We start from the raw sequence: 18,337 nt of genomic DNA, 5'->3' as shown, positions 1-18,337 counted from the left end.
GCCATCGTGGGAAGGGCGCTCGTCCCTGCGAAGGCCGGATGTCGTGGTTGCCGGCGAACAGGTGGGCGGGGTCGTACTGTCGTTTGACCGCCGCGAGTCACTCGCGGACGGCCCTCGGACAGATCGCGGCGCCTCCTCCTCGGTGGCGGAAACCCGGCGGGAATGAGGATGACCGGTCGGACAGTGCTTGTGTATGGACATGTCACTGCGCGCCCGGATACGTGACGGGGATGCCGAGGCGTTCGAGGTGCTCTTCGAGGAGATGGCCCGGCCGGTGTTCAGTCACGCCTTCCGATTGACCGGGGACTGGTCGGCCGCCGAGGACGTGCTGTCGCTGACCTTTCTCGAGGCGTGGCGGCTGCGGCATCGGATCGACGCCGACGGCGGATCCCTGCGGCCATGGGTGCTGGGGATCGCGACCAACGTGGCGCGGAATCTGCGCCGGGCGGCGAGGCGGTACGACGACGCCCTGGCCAGGATGCCCAGAGGCGATCCCATCCCCGACTTCGCCGACCAGATCATCGGCCGGATCGACGCCGCCGAGCAGTTGGCCGCGATCCAGCAGGCCTACGGCTCGCTGCGCCGTCAGGAGCAGGAGGTGTTCGCGCTCTGCGTGTGGTCGGGGCTCGACCATGCCGAGGCGGCCCAGGCGCTGGGCGTCGCCGTGGGGACCGTCAGGTCCCGCCTGTCCAGGGCGCGCAAGAAGCTGGAGAAACTCGCCGCGGAACGGCAACAGGCCTCCGGGTCGCGACAGGTAAAGGGTGACCACGACAGCGTGGTCCGGTCCGTACGGGAGGAGAACCGATGAACAAGGCCGAGCGCGAGTCCCTGGCCGGGTTGCTGCCGTTCGAGGCGGAACCGCAACTCCCGAACGGCCGGCAGCGTCTACTCAAGGAGTTCGTCATGGTGGAAATCCGCAGGTCAGCGGAGCGCCCTCGGCGGCGCCTGGTCCGCCCCGCCCTCCTGGCCCCCGCGCTGGCCCTGGGTGTCGCGGTGGCAGTGGGCGTCCCGACGCTCCTCGGCGGTGGGACACCCGCGTACGCGGTGTCGAAGAACGCTGATGGGACGCTCACCATCACCATCAACCAGGCCAAGGACCCCAAGCCGCTGGAGGCCACCCTCCGAGGCATGGGAGTCAACGCGGTCGTCGACTACATCCCCGGAGGGAAGCGATGCTCGCCGCAGCCGCGTAGCACGAGTTTCCTGTCCCGGCAGGAAGCGCAGAACCCGGCCGACGGCAGGCCGTTCCACATCTGGCCGCCCAATACGGACGAACCGGGGTTCCGCATCGACCCGGCCGCGATCAAGCCCGGGCAGACGGCGGTGCTGGAGTTCAGCGTCTCCGCCGACGATAAGACCGCCGGCATCTGGGCGAACATCTCCAACGGGCCCGTCGCCGCCTGCACGCTCGTGGACAGCGACGAGGCGCCGCTCGGCCCCCCGCCCGGCTGGGACGACTGACCGGGGGCACACACGATCAGCCAGGTCAGATGCCGTCTGACCTGGCTTTTTGCTTGTTTCCTCAGTCGTGCCTCGCCATCCTGAGACGCTGCCGGATCCTCGCGGCGATCAACGCCGTGCACACCACCACCCGGGACGTCCGCGTACCAACTGGTGGGCAACAGTGCCGGTGGACAGGTCGCCCAGTACGGACACGGTCCGGCGGGCTCGGCCGGTACAAGCGCGATGTAAGGATACGGATCATGTCAGATGCCACGCAGTACCCCCTGGAACCGGGCCCGGAGCAGGTGCGCCTGATGGGCGAGGCCGTGCTGGCCTTCGTCGAGGACTTCCTGCGCGACCTGCCGGAGCTGCCCGCCTTCGACCCGGCTCGCTCCGCCGCCCTGGCGGGGGTGCTGCGGGAGCCCGCCCCTGAGCTGGGCAGCCCGCTGTCCGGCCTGCTGTCCACGCTGCACGCGGCGGCCCGCGACGGCGCCGCCAGCGCCGGGCCCGGCTATCTCGCCTACGTGCCGGGCGGTGGCCTGTACGCCGCCGCGCTCGCCGACTTCCTGACCGCGGCCATGAACAAGTACGTCACCGTCTGGCAGCTGGCCCCGGCCTGCGCGCAGATCGAGGCCACGGCCGTCCGCTGGCTCTGCGACCTGTTCGGCTACCCCGAGGAGGCGCGCGGCATCCTCACCTCAGGCGGCTCCATGGCCAACTTCTCGGCCATCGTGACCGCCCGCGTCGCCCGGCTCGGCGAAAGCTTCCTCGACGGCACCGTCTACGTCACCGACCAGACCCACGCCTCCTGTGCCAAGGCGGCCCTGCTGGCGGGCTTCCCGCGCGCGCACGTACGGGCCGTGCCGGCGGGCCCGGACCTGGGGATGGCCCCGGACGCGCTGGCCCGGATGATCGCGGACGACCGGCAGGCCGGCCTGCGGCCCTTCCTCGTGATCGGCAGCGCGGGAACGACGAACACCGGAGCGATCGACCCGCTCGCCGAGCTCGCCGCCGTCGCGAGAAAGGCCGGGGCGTGGTTCCACGTCGACGCCGCTTACGGTGGCCCGTTCCAGCTCACCGAGCGCGGACGCGCCCGGCTGCGCGGCATCGAACTGGCCGATTCGATCACCCTGGATCCGCACAAGGCCCTGTTCCTGCCGTACGGGACCGGCGCGCTGCTGGTGCGCGACGGCGCCCTGCTGCGCCAGGCCCACCACATGGACGCCGCCTACCTGCAGGATCTCGGCGACGAGGACGACATCCCCAACTTCACCGAATACTCCCCTGAGCTGACCCGCGACTTCCGCGGCCTGCGACTGTGGCTGCCGATCAAACTGCACGGCCTCGACGCCTTCCGCCAGGCTCTGGACGAGAAGCTCGACCTGGCCGAACTGGTGCACGACACGCTGCGCAAGAACGGCTTCGAGGTCCCGTGGCGACCGAGCCTGACCGCCGTCGCCTTCCGCTGGGTGCCAGGGGAAGGCGACGCCGACGCCTTCAACGCCGAGCTGCTGCGCCGCGTGACGGCCCGGGGCCGTGCGCTGCTGTCCAGTACGCGGATCGACGGCCGGTACATGATCCGGGTGTGCGTCGTCAGCCACCGCACCCACCGCGACCGGGTCGAGGAGCTCCTGGACATCGTCAGCGAGACCTGCGCCGCGCTACAGGCCGAACACCCGGCGGGTCCCCAGTGAAGCAGGCGTAAGGCTCCGGTCGTAGGTGTGGTTGTCGACGCGGGGACGATGCCCTCCGTATGGACCGATGAGGTTCCGCGGTGGAGGCGGTCTCCATACGTACGAGCCAAGCAGCCGGCAGAGGAGATTGCAGTGGACGACATCGAAAAGCAGACCGCGAACGGCAAGGTGCTCTGGCACTTCACCATGTCGCTGGACGGGTTCGTGGCCGGGCCGAACCACGAGATGGACTGGATGATGACCGGCATCTCACCCCAGCCGGGCGCGATCGAGGAGTACGTCGCGACCACCGGCGCGATCCTGGGCGGCCGGCGCGGCTGGGACGCCTTCCCGGATCCCGGCATGGTCTACGGCGGCGCCTGGACCGGACCCATCTTCGTGCTCACCCACCATCCCGAGGACGCCAAGCCCGCCGACGGCGTCACCTTCCTGGACTGTGACGTGGCCGAGGCGGTACGGATCGCGCTGGCGGCGGCCGGCGGGAAGAACGTCGAGGTGCATTCGCCGACGATCGGCGGCCAGCTTCTCGAACGCGGGCTGCTCGACGAGATCGACCTGCACATCGCGCCCGTGCTGCTCGGCGACGGCATCCGGCTGCTGGACCTCCCCGGTGGCCGGCCGCACTACCTCCACCGCCTCGGCGTCGATGACCCCACGGCCGAGCTGGGTGTACGGTACCGGCCGGTCAGGGCGTGACCGGCCCTGTATTCGATTCTCATACGCTTGAACTTTCAGAGCCTTCGCTCACGTACCATCGGCTGACGGATCCGCAGTAAGGCCATATCGGTCGTGACCGGAGAATCCAACGAGCGGCCGACCCAGGAGTACGCTGGCCCTGCCGTCAGTGTGCATCCCGCCGTTCGTGCTGGAGGCCCGCATGAGCTCTCCGGATCCACGCCCTCATCTGGGCGGGGATTACTCCGGCATCGACCCCGGCTTGATGGACCTTTTCGAGCCGGCTCTCGGCCGTACGGGCGCGACCATCGAAAGCAGTGAACCGCAGATCAGGCGTACCCTTCAGCAGTTCGACCTGGATACTTCATACCTGACCGCGTTCAGAGAAGCCGCCAACTGGATCAGCGCGAAGCGTCCTGAATTACGCCGGCGCAAGGAGACCATCTCCGCCGAAAAGGCGGACTGGGGTGCTCCCGGCCAGGCTGTCAATGGGATGGTCGCGTTCGACGAGGCCCGCTACAGCAAGGCCTTCAACGATCCCCATGTCTACGCCGCTGTCAGCCACCTTTCCGCCGACGGCAAGATCAGCGACTCCGTCCTCGCTGCGCTGGAAAAGCGAGCGCAGGACCCGGAGTTCGTCACGAAGCTCATGCATGCCCTCGGCCCGGAGACTTACCTGGCGCTCATGCGCAGGACGGTGTCTCAAAGGGATGAGAAGCGCCTTGAAGCCGCTCTGAGCAAGGCTCTCGGCGCGGCGAGTCCCCGCCTGGGCGCCGACTGGCGGAAAAGCTTGACGGCCGACCTCGATCGGGAGGAGTACTTCGCGCTCGCGCGGGCGCTCAAACATGGGACGTTCGACCACGGCTTTCTGCTGTACGTGGCCAGGAAAGTGGATTCAGCGTCGCGGGCCGAAAAGGATCCGTGGTTCGCGGGCCGGCAGGTGAGAACGCCTTTGCCCGAGGCGATGTACCAGTCCGCGATGAAGGACGTTTTCGAGGCGCTGGGCCGGCATCCGAAAGCGGCCCAGGAATTCTTTGCCTACGACCGGTCGGCGCTGAGGTTCTACGTGATGGAGAAGCCGCTGAAGGACGGTGGTGTGGCGCTGGGCCGGGCGCTGGAGGCGGCCACGATGACGTTCCGCGACCATGCGGGCACCGCCCTGGACCCGTCGCGCGGCTACCTCTCGGCCGGACTCGCCTCCGACCTCGTGCATCTCCAATTTGAACGGATCAAGGCGGACGAGCGCCCTTCCTTGGTGGCTGCCGGGTCCATCGGGCGGATTCTGGCGGCGTACATATCCGACGTGAACCGGGTTGCCTTTGTCGGCCTCGAACAACCAGGCGTGTTCATGGAGGACTATCCGAACCTCCCAGGGCGGGAGGACTGGGGAGCACGGTTCAACAAAGGCGAACTCCGCGCCGTGATGCAGGAGGCGTTCAAGGAGGACGAGAAGGCATTCGGAGTGGTGACCTCGGCTCAAACGGCATGGAGCGACAGACTCCTCAACCATGGCGCAGGTCAGGTGGCCGCAGGTCAGGGCGCCGACAGCTTGAACACCGCAGGGCTGGAGATCGGTGCGGGATTCGGCCTGATCACCGACGCGGCCGGTCTCGCCCGTATCGAGAAGGGGCACGAGCTCGACGAGACCCAGAAACGGAACATGAAGATCCTCACGGCCGTGGTCAACACCGGTCTGGCTATCCCGCAAGCAGGGTCATGGCCCATCGGGGCGAGTGTGACGGGCGCGTGGACCGGCATGATCGAAGACGCTGTTCAGGGCAACGCGCGAAAGGAAGCCGTATTCGCCGCCAACAGCACCGTCGAACAGACTCGGTTCCTCGTCCATCAACTCACTGCTCAGGCCATGTTCGACCATGGTCTTTTCGGAGCGGCCGACCCACCCGCGAAGACTCACCCATGGGCGTCACTCAGCGACGTCGAACCCGGTGACGATCCGCGCAGCGCACCGAACAACTTCCTCAAGCCAGACGGCAAGACGCTGATGTCGTTCGACGAGATGAGCGCCGGCGATGGTCGACGCTACGACGCCTACCACACCTGGCTCTATAAACGTCCTGAGGACAACCCGTGGAAAACACTCGGAGTTCAAACCGCTCTCGACGACGGTTACACCACCGGATTCGTGCGGTATCAGTGATCAAAGTCAGTCGGATGGCCATCCTGGGATGCGCCCTCATCAGTGCTTCCGCTTGCATGGGCGGAACCAGCAAGGTCGACGCCACCCCGCTGCCCACGGTTTATGCCCCACCCTACATATGCGATCATGTTCCCAAAGTGGCGGTCGAGCGGGTGACCGGAGTCGTCGATCCACTCGTTACCGGTTCTCTCCCTCTCCCGGGTGAGGACCGCCCCGTCGTGGGCGCTTGCTCTGCCTTCGAGCCGACCGGCGAGCGTCGGGCAGTACTCCGCATCATGCTTGACACCGGCGGAAGTCGTGGCCAGATAGAGAATCAGTTGCGCGACGGAGTCTCCGAGCAACTACCGGAAATCGTCCCCGACGGCTTCGGCTTCTACACAGTGGACCCGAATGAGGAAACCCGGGCGGGCGCGATGCTGGTGAAAGGCAAGGCGCGTTTGTCGATCGAACTCGTGAAGGGCGTCGAGGGCCGCGACAACGCCGCCGACGTCGTGGCCCTCATGAAGCTCATCGCCCCCAAGCTCATCCCGGCCGCCGGCACCGACGAGAATGGCTGACCTGATGACGGACATGGTGCCCAACCCGCTCTACGAAGCATTACGCGAAGCAGAGCAGAAGATCACCCCGCTCATCGAGAACGCGACCCGGGCGATCGAGCAGTCCTACAAGGAGTTCCACTCCGGCCGGATCTGGGTGGGCCCGACGGCCAAGCTCTTCGACGCCCAGCTAGAACTCCACCGCTCCCGCGTGGCCCGCGCCGGTGCCGACATCCTGGAGGACATACGCGAGAAGATGGCCGGTCTACCACGCCAAGTGGACGAGAAGCAGGCGCTGGCCCTCACGCGGCAGTACGACCTACGGTAACGGCCGTGCTGACGAGTCCGCTTCGGGGCGGCTGTCGAGACGGTTTACCTGCGCTGACCTGGGAGAAGTTCCAGGTGAGCGCGGATGCCGAGGAAGTCCGCGCGATCGCCTCGGCGGACGGCCGGACCCACAGTCGCTCAAGGAGTTTCGATGACCGACTCGACGACGAACCGGTCCAGGCCGCGGGTCGGCTGGATCGGGACCGGTCGCATGGGAGTCGCCATGGCCGCGCGGCTCGCCGACGCCGGTGTGGACGTGACCGCCTGGAACCGCACCATCGCCAAGGCTGAGCCGCTCAAGGAGCACGGCGCGTCGGTCGCGGAGTCGCTCGCCGCGTTGCGCGACCGGGACGTGGTGTTCACGACGGTTTCCACGTCGTCCGTCCTCGAACAGGTGCTGTTCGGCGACGACGGGCTGCTCACGGGCGACGCGGCGCCGGGAGTAGTGGTCGACTCCTCGACCGTGTCCGTGGAGTCGTCGGCCGAGGTGCGCCGGGCCTGTGCGGCGAAGGGCGTCGCCTACCTGGCCGCGCCGGTCAGCGGCAACCCCAAGGTGGCGCGGGCCGGCGCGCTCAGCCTGGTGGTGTCCGGTCCCCGGGAGACCTATGACCAGGTCGCCCACCTGCTGCGGTCGCTTGGCAGGTCCGTCACCTACGTGGGGGAGGGCGACACCGCCCGGCTGGTGAAGATCGCGCACAACCTGATGCTGGGCGTGGTGACCCAGACGCTGGCGGAGATCACCGTACTGGCGGAGAAGGGCGGCGTCCCGCGGCACGCCTTCTTGGCGTTCCTCAACGACAGCGTCATGGGCTCGGCGTTCACCCGCTACAAGTCCCCGGCGTTCGTGCACCTCGACTACACGCCGACGTTCACGCCACCCCTGCTGCGCAAGGACTTCGACCTGGGCCTTGCCGCCGCCCGCGCCCTGGACGTGCCGATGCCGGTCACCGCCCTCACCGCCCAGCTCGTCCAGGCCAGCGTCGGCACCGGCCGGGTGGACGAGGACTTCGCCATCCTGCTCGACCTGCAGGCGGCAGCCTCGGGGCTGGATCTCAAGCCGGAGGACGTCGCGGTGGACGACGGTCTCGGAGACCGTTCATGACCGCCATGTCTGGATCACCTCAGTTCGTACGTGCTCGGCCACCCGGAACCAGACCGATCCGCCGGTCGTGTCCTGATCCGCGCCCCACGCGGTAGCGAGCAGGTCGACCAGCCAGAGGCCGCGGCCACCGTCGTCGTCGGCGTCCGGCACGCGCATCGTCCGCGAGCTGGTGGTCGATCCACTGTCGCGCACCTCCACGCGGACGCCTTCGGCCTCGCAGGACACCTGTACGGTCACCGGACCGGCCTTCGTGCTTCCCGAGTCCGAGTGTGTGACCGCATTGGTGACGAGCTCGCTCAGCAGCAGCACCACGTCGTCGAGGAGCGGGGCGGCCATGCGCCCTTCCAGCAGAGCACGTGCCCACTCCCTGGCCTCGGAGACGGACCTCTCCTCTCCGGGGAACTGCCGCAGCCCAGGACCGGTCAGCATGCCATCAGGCCGGGAAGCTCCGTGAGGCCTGATGGGGACACCTCCAGCCAGGTGACCGAATCTCTCGTACTGCTCGCCCGCTGTCATCTACCGCCTCCCTCGACGCTTCCGCCCTCCGGGGATTTCTGACAGGCCCAAAAGGTGAGGCTCGGCCTTTCCCTGAGCGGAAGGTTCGCGTCTAGACTGCCTTTTCGTTATTAGGGCGGTGAGTGGTTCGGAAGTCCGAAACAGAAAGGCTCATGACACTCTCTGGTCTGCCCTGGACTGGATAGGGCGCGAAATCCAGCGGCAGGCAATTCGTCTATTTCAGGAGGAAATTCGATGGATGTTGTGCCGTCTCTCGATCCCGGGTCCCCGAGAGTCCGCTTCGGCGCCGAGCTGCGCCGCCTGCGGGAGGCCGCGCAGCTCTCGCAGGCCGCGGTGGCTTCTCGCCTCGGCTGCACCCAGACCCAGGTGAGCCGCTTGGAGAAGGCCACCCGGAGCCCGTCGAAGTCAGACGCCGAGCGACTGGACCGGCTCTTCGGTACGCCCGACGGTGTTTCCTTCACCAGGCTCTACCAGCGCATCGTCGCCCAGCCCGGCGGCCCGGTCTGGTTTCGCAGCTGGGTCGAGGAGATCGAACCCACGGCCCGCATCCTCCGCTCCTGGGATCCCCTCCTGATCCCCGGCCTCCTCCAGACCGAGGCCTACGCTCGCTGCATCTTCAGTCAGGAACCCCGCATCACGGCCGAGGAAGTGGAGGAGCGAATTCAGGCCCGTACGCGACGGCAGCAAATCCTCGAACGGGAGAATGCTTTCACGTTCCTCGTGATGATCGACCTGGGGGTACTCCGACGCGAAGTCGGCGAGCCCGAAGTGATGCGTGAACAGCTTGACCACCTGCTGAAGCGTGCTCGTCAGCCGACTGTCTCCATTCAGATCGTCGATCCGAAATGTCTAGCAGGCCTCATGGGCGCTTTCATGATCGCTGAGTTGCCGGATGGGCAGCCGGATGTCGTTCATGTGGATTCTTCGACCGAGGGTCAGATCACCACGGACCTCGATACTGTGACTGCGATCTGGAAGCGCTATGAGGCGATTCGGCTCTGGGCCTATCCTGAGCGCATGTCCCTCAGAATGATCGAAGAGGCGAGATGCGGATGGACTTGAGCGCTGCAGTCTGGCGGAAGTCGTCGCGTTCCGGGGGCAACGGCGGTCAGTGTGTGGAAGTGGCCTCCAACCTGCCCGGAGTAGTCGCCGTACGCGACAGTAAGAACCCGGACGGCCCCAAGCTGACCTTCACCCCCGCCGAGTGGAAGGCTTTCCTCGGCGGCGTCAGGGCTGGCGAGTTCGACTCCCTGGGTTGAACCGCCAGCCGCGATTTCCATCACCCATGGCAGTCACCGGTGCGACGTCTCCATGCACGCCAGGTCACCACATGAGAACGCTTCTTGAGGTCGGTGCGGCGGCGTTTGACCTGGATGGCCTGGGCGGCAAATCGGCGTCACTGCTGTCGAAGCCTCAGGAAGGCCTGCTCAGGAAAGATCGATGGTGAGACCGGAGGTGGCGATGCCGATCTCGCCGTCGTATTCGGCCCCAGCAGCGGCTCGTGCGGCTGTGGCGTCTGTGCCCGGCTGCAGGTGAGTCAGTAACAGGCGTCGGGTATCGGCTTCCTTGGCTTGCCGACCTGCCTGGCGGGCGCTCGACAGGTGGCGCCGCGAACCCTGCGGGACCTGGTCCACGAATGTGGCCTCGGCCAGGAGCAGGTCAGCGTCGCGCGCCAGGTCCACCACATCAGGGCTCGGGCCGGTGTCCCCGGTGTACGTGAGCACTCGCTCACCCGCTGTCAGCCGTATGCCCGCATTGGGCACCGAGTGCGGCAGTAGACGGGTCTGCGCGCGGAACGGGCCGATGGCGATCTGGTCGCCGGCGTTGAACTCGTGCAGGACATAAGCGTCGGTCAGCATCCCCGGGCGGTCCAGCGCGAGCACCGCATCCAGGGCGCTGGGCAGCGAGTACACCGGCAACGGCGCCGGTGGGTCATCACGCAACGCACGCGCACGCAACAGCGGGTTCAGGTCGGCACAGTGATCGGGATGTCCGTGACTGATGAACACCGCGTCGACCTGATCGGCGGTGATCCGTTCCAGCAGTCGCGGCACCGTCGCGTATCCAGGGTCGACGAGCAGCCTGAACCCGTCGTGCTCCACGAGGTAACCGCTGCAGGCCTGACCCGCCGCCGGCCACGCGCCGCATCCGCCAAGGATAGTCAGCAGCATCCATGAACTCTAACGGCCGGCTCACCAACCATGGCGCGCCCGCATGAGCCGTGCGCGTTCGCTCGTACCTGGCTGTGCACGTCAGCCCGTACGCCGACACACGCAGCCATCGGCCTGACCCGCATCATCGGCTGGACCGACCACTACCGCAGCCACCCTGCCGACGGTCTTCAACTACTCGGTCTCACCATGTGAAAACGCTTCAGCCCTGCCATGCACGCGCTGGAGATATTCCACAGCGGCTCGGCAGCCGGATCGTGGGTTCAGCCGCTCACGGTGGAAGTGGAGACGATCCGCGCAGTCGTCGATGATCTCACTCCTGCTCCGCGGCGATCGTCACGCAGGACTCCTCGTTATGCCCCCGTCCCTCTCTGAAGTCTGGTGTGGTCCACGCCGTCAACGTCTTTCCTGGCCATAAGTTCTGGGGCTTCCTATTCGTTTCCCATACGTTGAAACTTCAGAGCCTTCGTTCACGTACCGTCGGCTGACGGACCCGCAGTAACGCCATATCGGTCGTGACAGGAGAACTCAACGAGCGGCCGGCCCGGGGGTACGCTGGCCCTGCTGACCGTGTGCATCCCGCCGTTCGTGCCGGAGGCCCGCATGAGCTATCCCGATCCACGCCCTCATCTGGGCGGGGATTACTCCGGCATCGACCCCGGCCTGATGGCACTTTTCGAGCCGGCACTCGGCCGTACGGGGTCCACGATGGAAAGCAGCGAGCTGGAGATTCGCCGAGCCCTTCAGCAGTTCGACCTTGACACCTCGCACCTGACCGCGTTCCGGGAAGCCGCCAATTGGATCAGCGCCAAGCGTCCAGAATTACGCCGGCGCACGGAGACCATCACCGCAGAAAAGGCGGATTGGGCAGCTCCCGGCCAGGCAGTCAACAGAATGGTCGCGTTCGACGAAGGGCTCTACAGCAAGACGTTCAACGATCCCGATGTCTATGCCGCTACCAGCCACCTGACCGCTGACGGCAAGATCGGTGACCCAGCCCTCACCGCTTTTGAGAAGCGCGCGCAGGATCCGGAGTTCGCCACAAAGCTCATGCATGCCCTGGGGCCGGAGACCTATCTGGCGCTCATGCGCGAGGCGATCTCTCAAGGGGACGACAAGGGCAAGCGTCTCCAGGCCGCCCTGAGCAAGGCTCTCGGCGCCGCGAGTCCCCGTCTGGGCGACGGTTGGCGGGACGGGTTGACGGCTGACCTCGACGAACGGGAGGAGTACTTCGCGCTCGCGCGGGCGCTCAAGCATGGCATGTTCGACCATGACTTCCTGCTGAACGTGGCCAGGAAGGTGGATTCGGCTTCGCGGACCGAGCAGAACTCCTGGTTTGCTGGTCAGCAAGTGAGAAGACCTTTGCCCGAAGCGTTTCACCAGTCCGTGATGAAGGAAGTGTTCGAGGCACTGGGCCGACACCCGAAAGCAGCCCAGGAATTCTTTGTCTATGACCCGTCTGCGCTCAGGTTCTATGTCATGGAGAAACCGCTGAAGGACGGTGGCGTGGCGTTGGGCCTGGCGCTGGAGGCGGCCACGATGACGTATCGCGACCATGCGGGCACCGCCCTGGACCCGTCCCGCGGCTACCTCTCGGCCAAGCTCGCCTCCGACCTCGTTCACCTCCAACATGAACGACTCAAGGGGGACAAGAATCCGAAATCCCTGGTGGCGGCCGGCTCCATAGGCCGCATCCTGGCGGCGTACATCCCCGATGTCACCCGCGTAGCGGCCACCCCCGGCCCCGAGCCCTCTGGCGTATATCGACAGGACAACCCAAACCTTCCTGGACGGGAGGACTGGGGAGCGAGATTCAACAAGACCGAACTCCGGGCTGTGATGCAGGAGGCGTTCAAGGAGGACAAGAATGCCTTCGGAGTGGTCACAGCCGCCGAGACGGCGTGGGGAAACCATCTCCTCGACCACGGTGCCGGGCAGTTGGCGGGGAAACGCGGAGCCGAGATATTCGAAACCGCGTCGTATCAGGTCGGAGCCGCCTTCGGCCTCATCACCAACGCGGCCGGGCTCGCCGGCATAGAGAAAGGCCGCGAACTCGACGAGGACCAGAAGCGGACCATGAAGATCCTCATGGCCGCGATCAACACCGGGATGGCATTGCCGCAGGCAGGAGCATGGCCTGTCGGAGCGGCCGTGATAGGCGCTTGGACCGGCACGATCGAAGATGAGGTCAAAGGCAACGCGGAGAAGGACGCCGTCTTCGCGGCCAACAACGCCGCAGAACAGATGCGCTTCTCAACCCATCAACTCGGCGCCCAGGCCATGTTCAACCATGGCCTCTTCGGCTCAGCCGATCCTCCCGGGAAATCGCATCCGTGGTCTTCCCTCACCGACCTCGGACCTGGCGAGGACCCGCGCAGCGCATCGAACAACTTCTTGAAAGAGGATGGCACGACGCTCATGACCCACCAGCAGATGCTGGCGGGCGACGGCTCACGCCACGACGCTTACCGAACCTGGCTCTACGATCGCGCTGAGGACAACCCGTGGAAAGAGCAGAACGTACAGACCAGCTTCGACAACGGTTTCACATTCGGTTTCGCCGACTATCCCTGAGCGCCACCAGGTTCGGAACGCTCCTCGCTTGCGCTCTGGTCAGCGCTTGTTCGGGCTCTGGCGAGGCCGACATGACCCCGATGCCCGTGGCATACGGCCCGCCCTTCATCTGCGACTACATCCCGAAAATCGCGGTGGAGCGGATGACAGGGGTCACCGACCCCCGTGTCTCTGGATCGCTTGGGCTGGAAGACCCTCCTGCCGTCGGTGCCTGCATCGCTTACGAGCGAACCGACGAACGACGGGCAGTGCTTCGCATCGCACTCGATACCGGAGGCGTTCGCGGCTATGTGGAGAGCCTTGTCCGCGATGGCGCGGGCAAGCGACTACCGGAGATCATCCCTGGCGCTATCGGCTACTACGGCAGTTACCCCGGCGAAGAAGGCCACGTGGGCTCGATGCTGGTGAAAGGCAAGTCGCGACTGTCGGTAGAGCTGTTGAAAGGCGTCAAGGGCCGCGACAACGCCGCCGACGTCGTCGCCTTCATGAAGCTCATCGGCCCAAAACTCATGCCTACCTCCAGCGCCGGTGAGGACGGCTGATCCGATGTCGGAGTTCCACTCCGGCCGTATCCGGGGTGGGCCCGGCCAAGCTTTTCGAAGCCAAACTCGAACTCCACCGCTCCCGCGTCGTCCGCGCCGGCAACGACATCCTGGAAGACATACGCGGCCGGACACCCGGAACCAGACCGATCGGCCGGTTGTGTCCCCGACATCGCGGCTGAAGGGCAGCGAACCCTGCCCGGCTGCGGCATGGAAGAGCGACGAGAGTGTTTGGTCTGGGTGAGGGATGGTCGGCGTGCCTGAGCGCTTGCGAATCGGCCAAGCCGTAACTTTGCGCTGGTCGTTCCTGCTGTCGGTGCTCGGCGAGGGCAGCTTCCTCAACCTGCTGTCCTTCCTCGACCGGTACGCGCCCGACCCGGTCACGCGGCGGATCGTGGCCCTGGCCCACCAGGACGAGGCCCGTCACGTGGCCTTCGGCATCGCTCACCTGGAGGAGCAGGCCCGCGCCGATCCCGCCTTCCGGGGCACGCTCAGAGGAGCGATCGAGCGGCGGCACGACGCGCTGGCCGACACCGCCGGCATCAACGCGGACGTGCTCGACGCCCTGACCGTGCTGGCAGCCGGTGAGTGGAGTCCCGCCGCGATCGCCCGGGGGCACGCGGCGGTCCAGCTGCTCCAGACGGAGATGCTCGAAGGGCGCAGGAACCGGCTGGTCCGTCTCGGTTTCCCGGCTGACGAGGCCGCCGACCTGGCCGCCCTGCACACCCGCAACTTCATGTGAGAGCGGGGCGGGTCAGCGGCGGCGGGAGGCGCACTTCACGCAGGTCTTGATGGCCGGGAGGATCTTCAGGCGCTCGATGGGGATGCGTTGCCCGCACCTCGCGCACGTCCCGTAGGTGCCGTCGCGTAGCCGCTCGGAAGCGAGGTCCAGCTCGGCGAGGTGGGTCAGAGCCTGATCGAGAAGGGCCTGGACGTGGGCCCGCTCGAACGCCGTGGACGTGCCCTCGGGGTCGTGCTCGTCGTCGGAGGCCGTCAGCGCCGACGAGGTGACGATCTCGTCACGGTCGCGGCCCAGCAGGGCGATGCGCTCCGTGGTTCTGCGGCGGTCGGCGTCGAGCAGGTCACGTATGGTCGCCTGCTCGGAGGGGGAAAGCGCGGCGTCCCGATCGTGTTCGGCCATCACGGCTCCTCACCTTCCCCACCAGATTATTCGCCGCCCCTCCCTGGAGATGACCTGGGCTGGCGCCATCGCCCGCGAAGACCACGGCCGCCGGGTCACGGCCAGCGCACCTCCGGGGTGCGTTCCATGAACCGCGCGTACGGCTCGAACGCCCGCTCGACCTCCGCCCGGTCGCTTCCGCCGAGCGGTGAGAGCGGCTGGACGGCGATCCGTACCCCGCTCTTCGTGAGGGTGCGTGTCCAGGTGGCCACGACCCGGCCGGCGCGCACCACGGTGGACCGGAAGACCCCGTTGCCACCGGGGATGATGGCCGCCTTGTGCTCGTCGGCGACCATGAGCGAGCGGTCCTTGTAGCCCAGCAGGTATTCGTCGAACCCTGGCAGCACGAGCACCTCGTCGTCGCCGGCCGGGGGAGGGGCGGTGTCGAGGAGCGCGGCGTCGACGTACGTCTCCACCCCGTCGACGGTCACCCGGGCCAGCGCGTCACCGGCCACGGCGATGCCGCGTTTGGCGTCGGCCGCGGTCAGGCCGGTCCAGCCCGCGAAGTCCTGCCGGGTGGTCGGTCCGTGGCCGCGGAAGTAGCGCAGGGCCATGGTGCCCAGCGCCTCGTCGCGCTCCGGCCGGTGCGGGTCGGGGACCCACTCGTCGAGCAGCACGAAGCTCTGCTCGTTGCCGAGGTTGGGGGCGATGCACAGCAGGCCCCGCTGGCTGGCGTACCACAGCAGGTGGTAGCCGCGCTGGCCCCCGGTGCCGATGCCCTTCTCGGTCAGGACGGCCAGGCACTCCGACCGGCTCAGCCGCCCGCCGCCGGCCAGGGCCGCGCCCAGCACGTCCATGGCCTGGACGGCGGTCTCCTCCGAAAGACCGAGTTGTTCGCGCCGCCTCGCCGCGCCGTTCAGCACCCGGACGCCCATCAGCTCGACCATCCAGCGGGCGTCACGGGGCGGGACGAAATGGATGGTGCCGCGCATCGGCCACGTGCGCAGCGCCTCCCGCCGCTCCAGCGCGGCGGTGACGTCGGCGGCGGTGTGTCCGGGCAGCCGCGCACCGAACGACCACAGCCCGCTGGCCAGGTCCTGCGCCTGCATCGCCCCGAGCCAAGTCACCACCTCGGCCACGCCCGCCGCCCCGCCGGCGCCGCCGGACGACGCCCGGAGCAGCAGGCTGGACATCCGCAGGCCGAGCACCTGCTGGGGGGAAAGTTCCACTGGTTAACGCCTCCTCGCGCTCACCGTAGCCTTCGCCACCGACAATCAGGCCTACGATGCGCGCCCGCGTCCTCGACGGCCCGGGGGCACCTGAGGTCGCCGAACTGCGCGAGGCGTACCGCGAGCTCTGCGCCCCTGCCACCCAGCCTTCATGACGATCGCTTGGCACGGTGAACTTGAAGATCAATTTCTCGGTTGGGCGAGAACGCTCCCACGGTTTCCCGTCACGTTCAGTTCGCCGCCGCTCCCGCGACTTCGCCGGCAGTCAGCGCCACCGAGCGCGAGCCAGAGTGAGCCCGTACACGTTCACCGCGCCGCTCGCCTTGAGCCGCATGGCCACCGCGTTGAGGCTACTACCAGCGGTGAAGACGTCGTCGTAGACCATGACGCGTCGGCCTCGCACACGAGCCGGGTCCGGCACACGTAGCGCGGCGTACAGCTCATTCGCCGCGATCTGACGCTCGATAAGGGAGGTCGTGTCTCGCATTCGGGGAGTGGCTCGCGTCTTTTCGATGAGCGGCGGGTCTAGCACGAATGGGAGATCCTCATCCTCTTCGAGGATCGCCCGTTCGATGACGTACCCAGTGTGATCATTGCCTTTGCGTGCCTGGTGTGACTCACGATAGGCGGGCATCGGGATGATGGCGTCCACCTCGTCGACGAGCTCGGGGTGGGTGTAGAGGTGACCTAAGATGATCCGTGCGAAGATCATCCCCCACCCGTATGCTCCGCGCTTCAGTCGGAGAACTCCCTGCTCCAGGGTGCCGGCCTTGACCCCGACGACAGCCGTCCACTCGAAAGCACGCTGTGGGTCGCTGCAGAGCCTGTTGGAGCAAGCGAGCTCGCCACCCCGCAACACCTGGTGGCAGATCCGGCAGTTGGGTTCGTTCGGCGGCCGGAAGCTCTCCGATGCGCACTCGTGGCAGATGCGGACGTGCCCTGCCTGCAGGTAGGGACATTCGCCGCAACCGCCGAACCCGGCGGGGGGTGGGCCGTCGCCATAGGCCAGCCGCCCTGGTTTGGTCACCACAGCGCCCCGGGCGATGGCGCCTCCAGTTTCAGATCTTCGAAGTCGAGGGTCATCTGAGCGCGGGACTCGTTGACCGCTTGGATCCGATCCGGGCTGGACAGGCTCTTCACGACATCGTCCACGTCCTCCACCATGAGCGCCCCGCGCTTCTTGACGTACTCCTGCGCCCACGGCTGAGCCTCGGTGAGACTACGTAGCAGGAACACCCTTTTGCCATGCTCCAGCGCCAGCCGCGCCTGCATCTTCGCCCCGGACGTGCTTGCGGCTTCGATCACCACCGTGCCTTGCGCGATGCCGGACATGGTGACATTGCGGCGGGGAAAGGTATGGGTCGCGCCGTTGGCTTCCGGCCAGAACTGGGAGACCACGGCTCCGTTCTCGGCGATCCGGTCGGCCAGGGCGCGGTTCTCGGCCGGGTAGCAGCGCAGGATGCCCGTCCCCACGACCGCGATCGTCCTGCCGCCGGTATCGAGCGCTGCGGTATGCGCCGCGGTGTCAACGCCTCGGGCGAGGCCGGACACCACGGTGACCTGACGTTCGGTGAGCAGGCCGGACATCCGGCGTGCCCGGCGTAGTCCGTCCTCGCTCGCCTGACGGGTACCGACGACGGCCACGCTGCGTAGGTCCGCTTCGCGGAGTTCGCCCCGGACGAACAGGAACGGTGGAAGGTTGAAGATCAACCGGAGGGTGGCGGGATACTCCTTGTCCACGACAGTGACGAGTCGAGCCCCGCTGTCGGCCGCGAGTTCGGCCTGCTGAACGGCAGATTCGACGTAGCGATTGAGCTCCTGGGCGCTGTTGGTGATGAGGGCTCTGGCTTTGGTCGCCTCAGGGGAGGACTCGATGATGTTGCCCGACCATAGGCGGGCCAAGCCGTTGGGACGTTGAGCCTCTCGCGCGATGAGGTACCAGCTGACGCCTTTGACCATGCATATCGCGAGCAGTCGTGACTGCTCTTCAGTGATCCGCATCCTACTCTCCAAACACATGTTCGAATGCGTGTCTTATGGTACTGGAGATGCTTATGTCGCCCGAAGATATGTCCATATTGCCAAGTAGTACTAGATATCTGACGAGCTGCATCGATGATCGATATGGCGGCAAGCCATGATCGATATCGGCTAGCCAGTTTTGAGGTAGCTCAGAGACATTGAGTTCTTACGGTGAGTATACGAACGATGTGTCTGGCGGCCCGTGCCTACCGAAAATGTCATCCGCGT

The 18,337-nt window shown here is 66.7% G+C and carries 19 protein-coding genes; 13 read left to right on the top strand and 6 right to left on the bottom strand.

Going from position 1 to position 18,337, the window contains the following annotated elements:
* The first annotated feature begins 193 nt into the window (after positions 1 to 193).
* The 8 genes from ACIBF7_RS26950 (at position 194) to ACIBF7_RS26915 (ending at position 7,935) form a co-directional block, all read left to right on the top strand.
* Positions 194 to 808, top strand: a complete 615-nt coding sequence (locus tag ACIBF7_RS26950; protein WP_271278844.1) for an RNA polymerase sigma factor — start codon at positions 194 to 196, stop codon at positions 806 to 808.
* Positions 805 to 1,461, top strand: coding sequence for a hypothetical protein (locus ACIBF7_RS26945; protein WP_271278843.1), 657 nt, complete (start codon positions 805 to 807; stop codon positions 1,459 to 1,461). Before ACIBF7_RS26950 ends, ACIBF7_RS26945 begins: the two co-directional genes overlap by 4 nt.
* Before the next feature lie 242 nt (positions 1,462 to 1,703).
* Positions 1,704 to 3,137, top strand: a complete 1,434-nt coding sequence (locus ACIBF7_RS26940) for an aminotransferase class V-fold PLP-dependent enzyme (protein WP_271278842.1) — start codon at positions 1,704 to 1,706, stop codon at positions 3,135 to 3,137.
* 132 nt (positions 3,138 to 3,269) lie between these two features.
* On the top strand, positions 3,270 to 3,833 hold the full coding sequence (locus tag ACIBF7_RS26935; RefSeq protein WP_271278841.1) for a dihydrofolate reductase family protein: 564 nt from the start codon (positions 3,270 to 3,272) through the stop codon (positions 3,831 to 3,833).
* Positions 3,834 to 3,999: 166 nt separating this feature from the next.
* Positions 4,000 to 5,970 carry a hypothetical protein gene (locus ACIBF7_RS26930; RefSeq protein WP_271278840.1) on the top strand — a complete coding sequence of 657 codons (1,971 nt, stop codon included), beginning with the start codon at positions 4,000 to 4,002 and terminating at the stop codon, positions 5,968 to 5,970.
* Positions 5,971 to 5,984: 14 nt separating this feature from the next.
* Positions 5,985 to 6,527, top strand: coding sequence for a hypothetical protein (locus tag ACIBF7_RS26925; RefSeq protein WP_397198428.1), 543 nt, complete (start codon positions 5,985 to 5,987; stop codon positions 6,525 to 6,527).
* Between the two features lie 4 nt (positions 6,528 to 6,531).
* The gene (locus ACIBF7_RS26920; protein WP_364225957.1) at positions 6,532 to 6,834 is read left to right on the top strand and encodes a hypothetical protein; all 303 of its coding nucleotides are present in this window, start codon (positions 6,532 to 6,534) and stop codon (positions 6,832 to 6,834) included.
* A 150-nt stretch (positions 6,835 to 6,984) separates the two neighbouring features.
* Positions 6,985 to 7,935 carry an NAD(P)-dependent oxidoreductase gene (locus tag ACIBF7_RS26915; RefSeq protein ID WP_271278838.1) on the top strand — a complete coding sequence of 317 codons (951 nt, stop codon included), beginning with the start codon at positions 6,985 to 6,987 and terminating at the stop codon, positions 7,933 to 7,935.
* Here the strand turns inward: ACIBF7_RS26915 and ACIBF7_RS26910 are convergent.
* Positions 7,930 to 8,364: an anti-sigma regulatory factor gene (locus ACIBF7_RS26910; RefSeq protein ID WP_271278837.1), complete on the bottom strand. Its 435-nt coding sequence runs from the start codon at positions 8,362 to 8,364 to the stop codon at positions 7,930 to 7,932. The two genes, ACIBF7_RS26915 and ACIBF7_RS26910, sit on opposite strands and share 6 nt — an antisense overlap.
* Positions 8,365 to 8,685: 321 nt before the next feature.
* Between ACIBF7_RS26910 and ACIBF7_RS26905 the strand changes: the two genes are divergently transcribed.
* Together ACIBF7_RS26905 and ACIBF7_RS26900 are read left to right on the top strand one after the other, a co-directional pair.
* Positions 8,686 to 9,513: a helix-turn-helix domain-containing protein gene (locus tag ACIBF7_RS26905; protein ID WP_397198427.1), complete on the top strand. Its 828-nt coding sequence runs from the start codon at positions 8,686 to 8,688 to the stop codon at positions 9,511 to 9,513.
* Entirely contained in the window at positions 9,504 to 9,710 is a 207-nt protein-coding gene (locus ACIBF7_RS26900; protein ID WP_219551276.1) for a DUF397 domain-containing protein, read from the top strand. Before ACIBF7_RS26905 ends, ACIBF7_RS26900 begins: the two co-directional genes overlap by 10 nt.
* Positions 9,711 to 9,878: 168 nt before the next feature.
* On the opposite strand, the gene ACIBF7_RS26895 is transcribed toward ACIBF7_RS26900, so the two are convergent.
* A complete protein-coding gene (locus ACIBF7_RS26895) occupies positions 9,879 to 10,622 on the bottom strand; it encodes an MBL fold metallo-hydrolase (RefSeq protein WP_397198426.1) in 744 nt (247 codons plus the stop codon).
* A 603-nt stretch (positions 10,623 to 11,225) separates the two neighbouring features.
* On the opposite strand from ACIBF7_RS26895, the gene ACIBF7_RS26890 reads away from it, so the two are divergent.
* The 3 genes from ACIBF7_RS26890 to ACIBF7_RS26880 all read left to right on the top strand — a co-directional run bounded on the left by ACIBF7_RS26890 (position 11,226) and on the right by ACIBF7_RS26880 (position 14,480).
* Positions 11,226 to 13,196, top strand: coding sequence for a hypothetical protein (locus ACIBF7_RS26890; RefSeq protein WP_397198425.1), 1,971 nt, complete (start codon positions 11,226 to 11,228; stop codon positions 13,194 to 13,196).
* A gap of 71 nt (positions 13,197 to 13,267) precedes the next feature.
* Entirely contained in the window at positions 13,268 to 13,738 is a 471-nt protein-coding gene (locus tag ACIBF7_RS26885) for a hypothetical protein (RefSeq protein WP_397198424.1), read from the top strand.
* Positions 13,739 to 13,994: 256 nt separating this feature from the next.
* Positions 13,995 to 14,480 carry a hypothetical protein gene (locus ACIBF7_RS26880; protein ID WP_397198423.1) on the top strand — a complete coding sequence of 162 codons (486 nt, stop codon included), beginning with the start codon at positions 13,995 to 13,997 and terminating at the stop codon, positions 14,478 to 14,480.
* 12 nt (positions 14,481 to 14,492) lie between these two features.
* On the opposite strand, the gene ACIBF7_RS26875 is transcribed toward ACIBF7_RS26880, so the two are convergent.
* The 4 genes from ACIBF7_RS26875 to dprA all read right to left on the bottom strand — a co-directional run bounded on the left by ACIBF7_RS26875 (position 14,493) and on the right by dprA (position 18,088).
* Entirely contained in the window at positions 14,493 to 14,879 is a 387-nt protein-coding gene (locus ACIBF7_RS26875) for a TraR/DksA C4-type zinc finger protein (RefSeq protein WP_271278830.1), read from the bottom strand.
* 95 nt (positions 14,880 to 14,974) lie between these two features.
* A complete protein-coding gene (locus ACIBF7_RS26870) occupies positions 14,975 to 16,087 on the bottom strand; it encodes a winged helix DNA-binding domain-containing protein (protein ID WP_397198422.1) in 1,113 nt (370 codons plus the stop codon).
* A 265-nt stretch (positions 16,088 to 16,352) separates the two neighbouring features.
* Positions 16,353 to 17,114: a ComF family protein gene (locus ACIBF7_RS26865; RefSeq protein ID WP_397198421.1), complete on the bottom strand. Its 762-nt coding sequence runs from the start codon at positions 17,112 to 17,114 to the stop codon at positions 16,353 to 16,355.
* On the bottom strand, positions 17,111 to 18,088 hold the full coding sequence (dprA, locus tag ACIBF7_RS26860) for a DNA-processing protein DprA (RefSeq protein WP_271278827.1): 978 nt from the start codon (positions 18,086 to 18,088) through the stop codon (positions 17,111 to 17,113). Before dprA ends, ACIBF7_RS26865 begins: the two co-directional genes overlap by 4 nt.
* Between the last annotated feature and the right edge of the window lie 249 nt (positions 18,089 to 18,337).

The sequence above is a fragment of the Nonomuraea sp. NPDC050478 genome (genome assembly GCF_044458265.1).
Lineage (GTDB): Bacteria > Actinomycetota > Actinomycetes > Streptosporangiales > Streptosporangiaceae > Nonomuraea > Nonomuraea ferruginea.
Note: the sequence above shows the minus strand (reverse complement) of the source record. Positions and strands in the feature narration are given on the sequence as shown.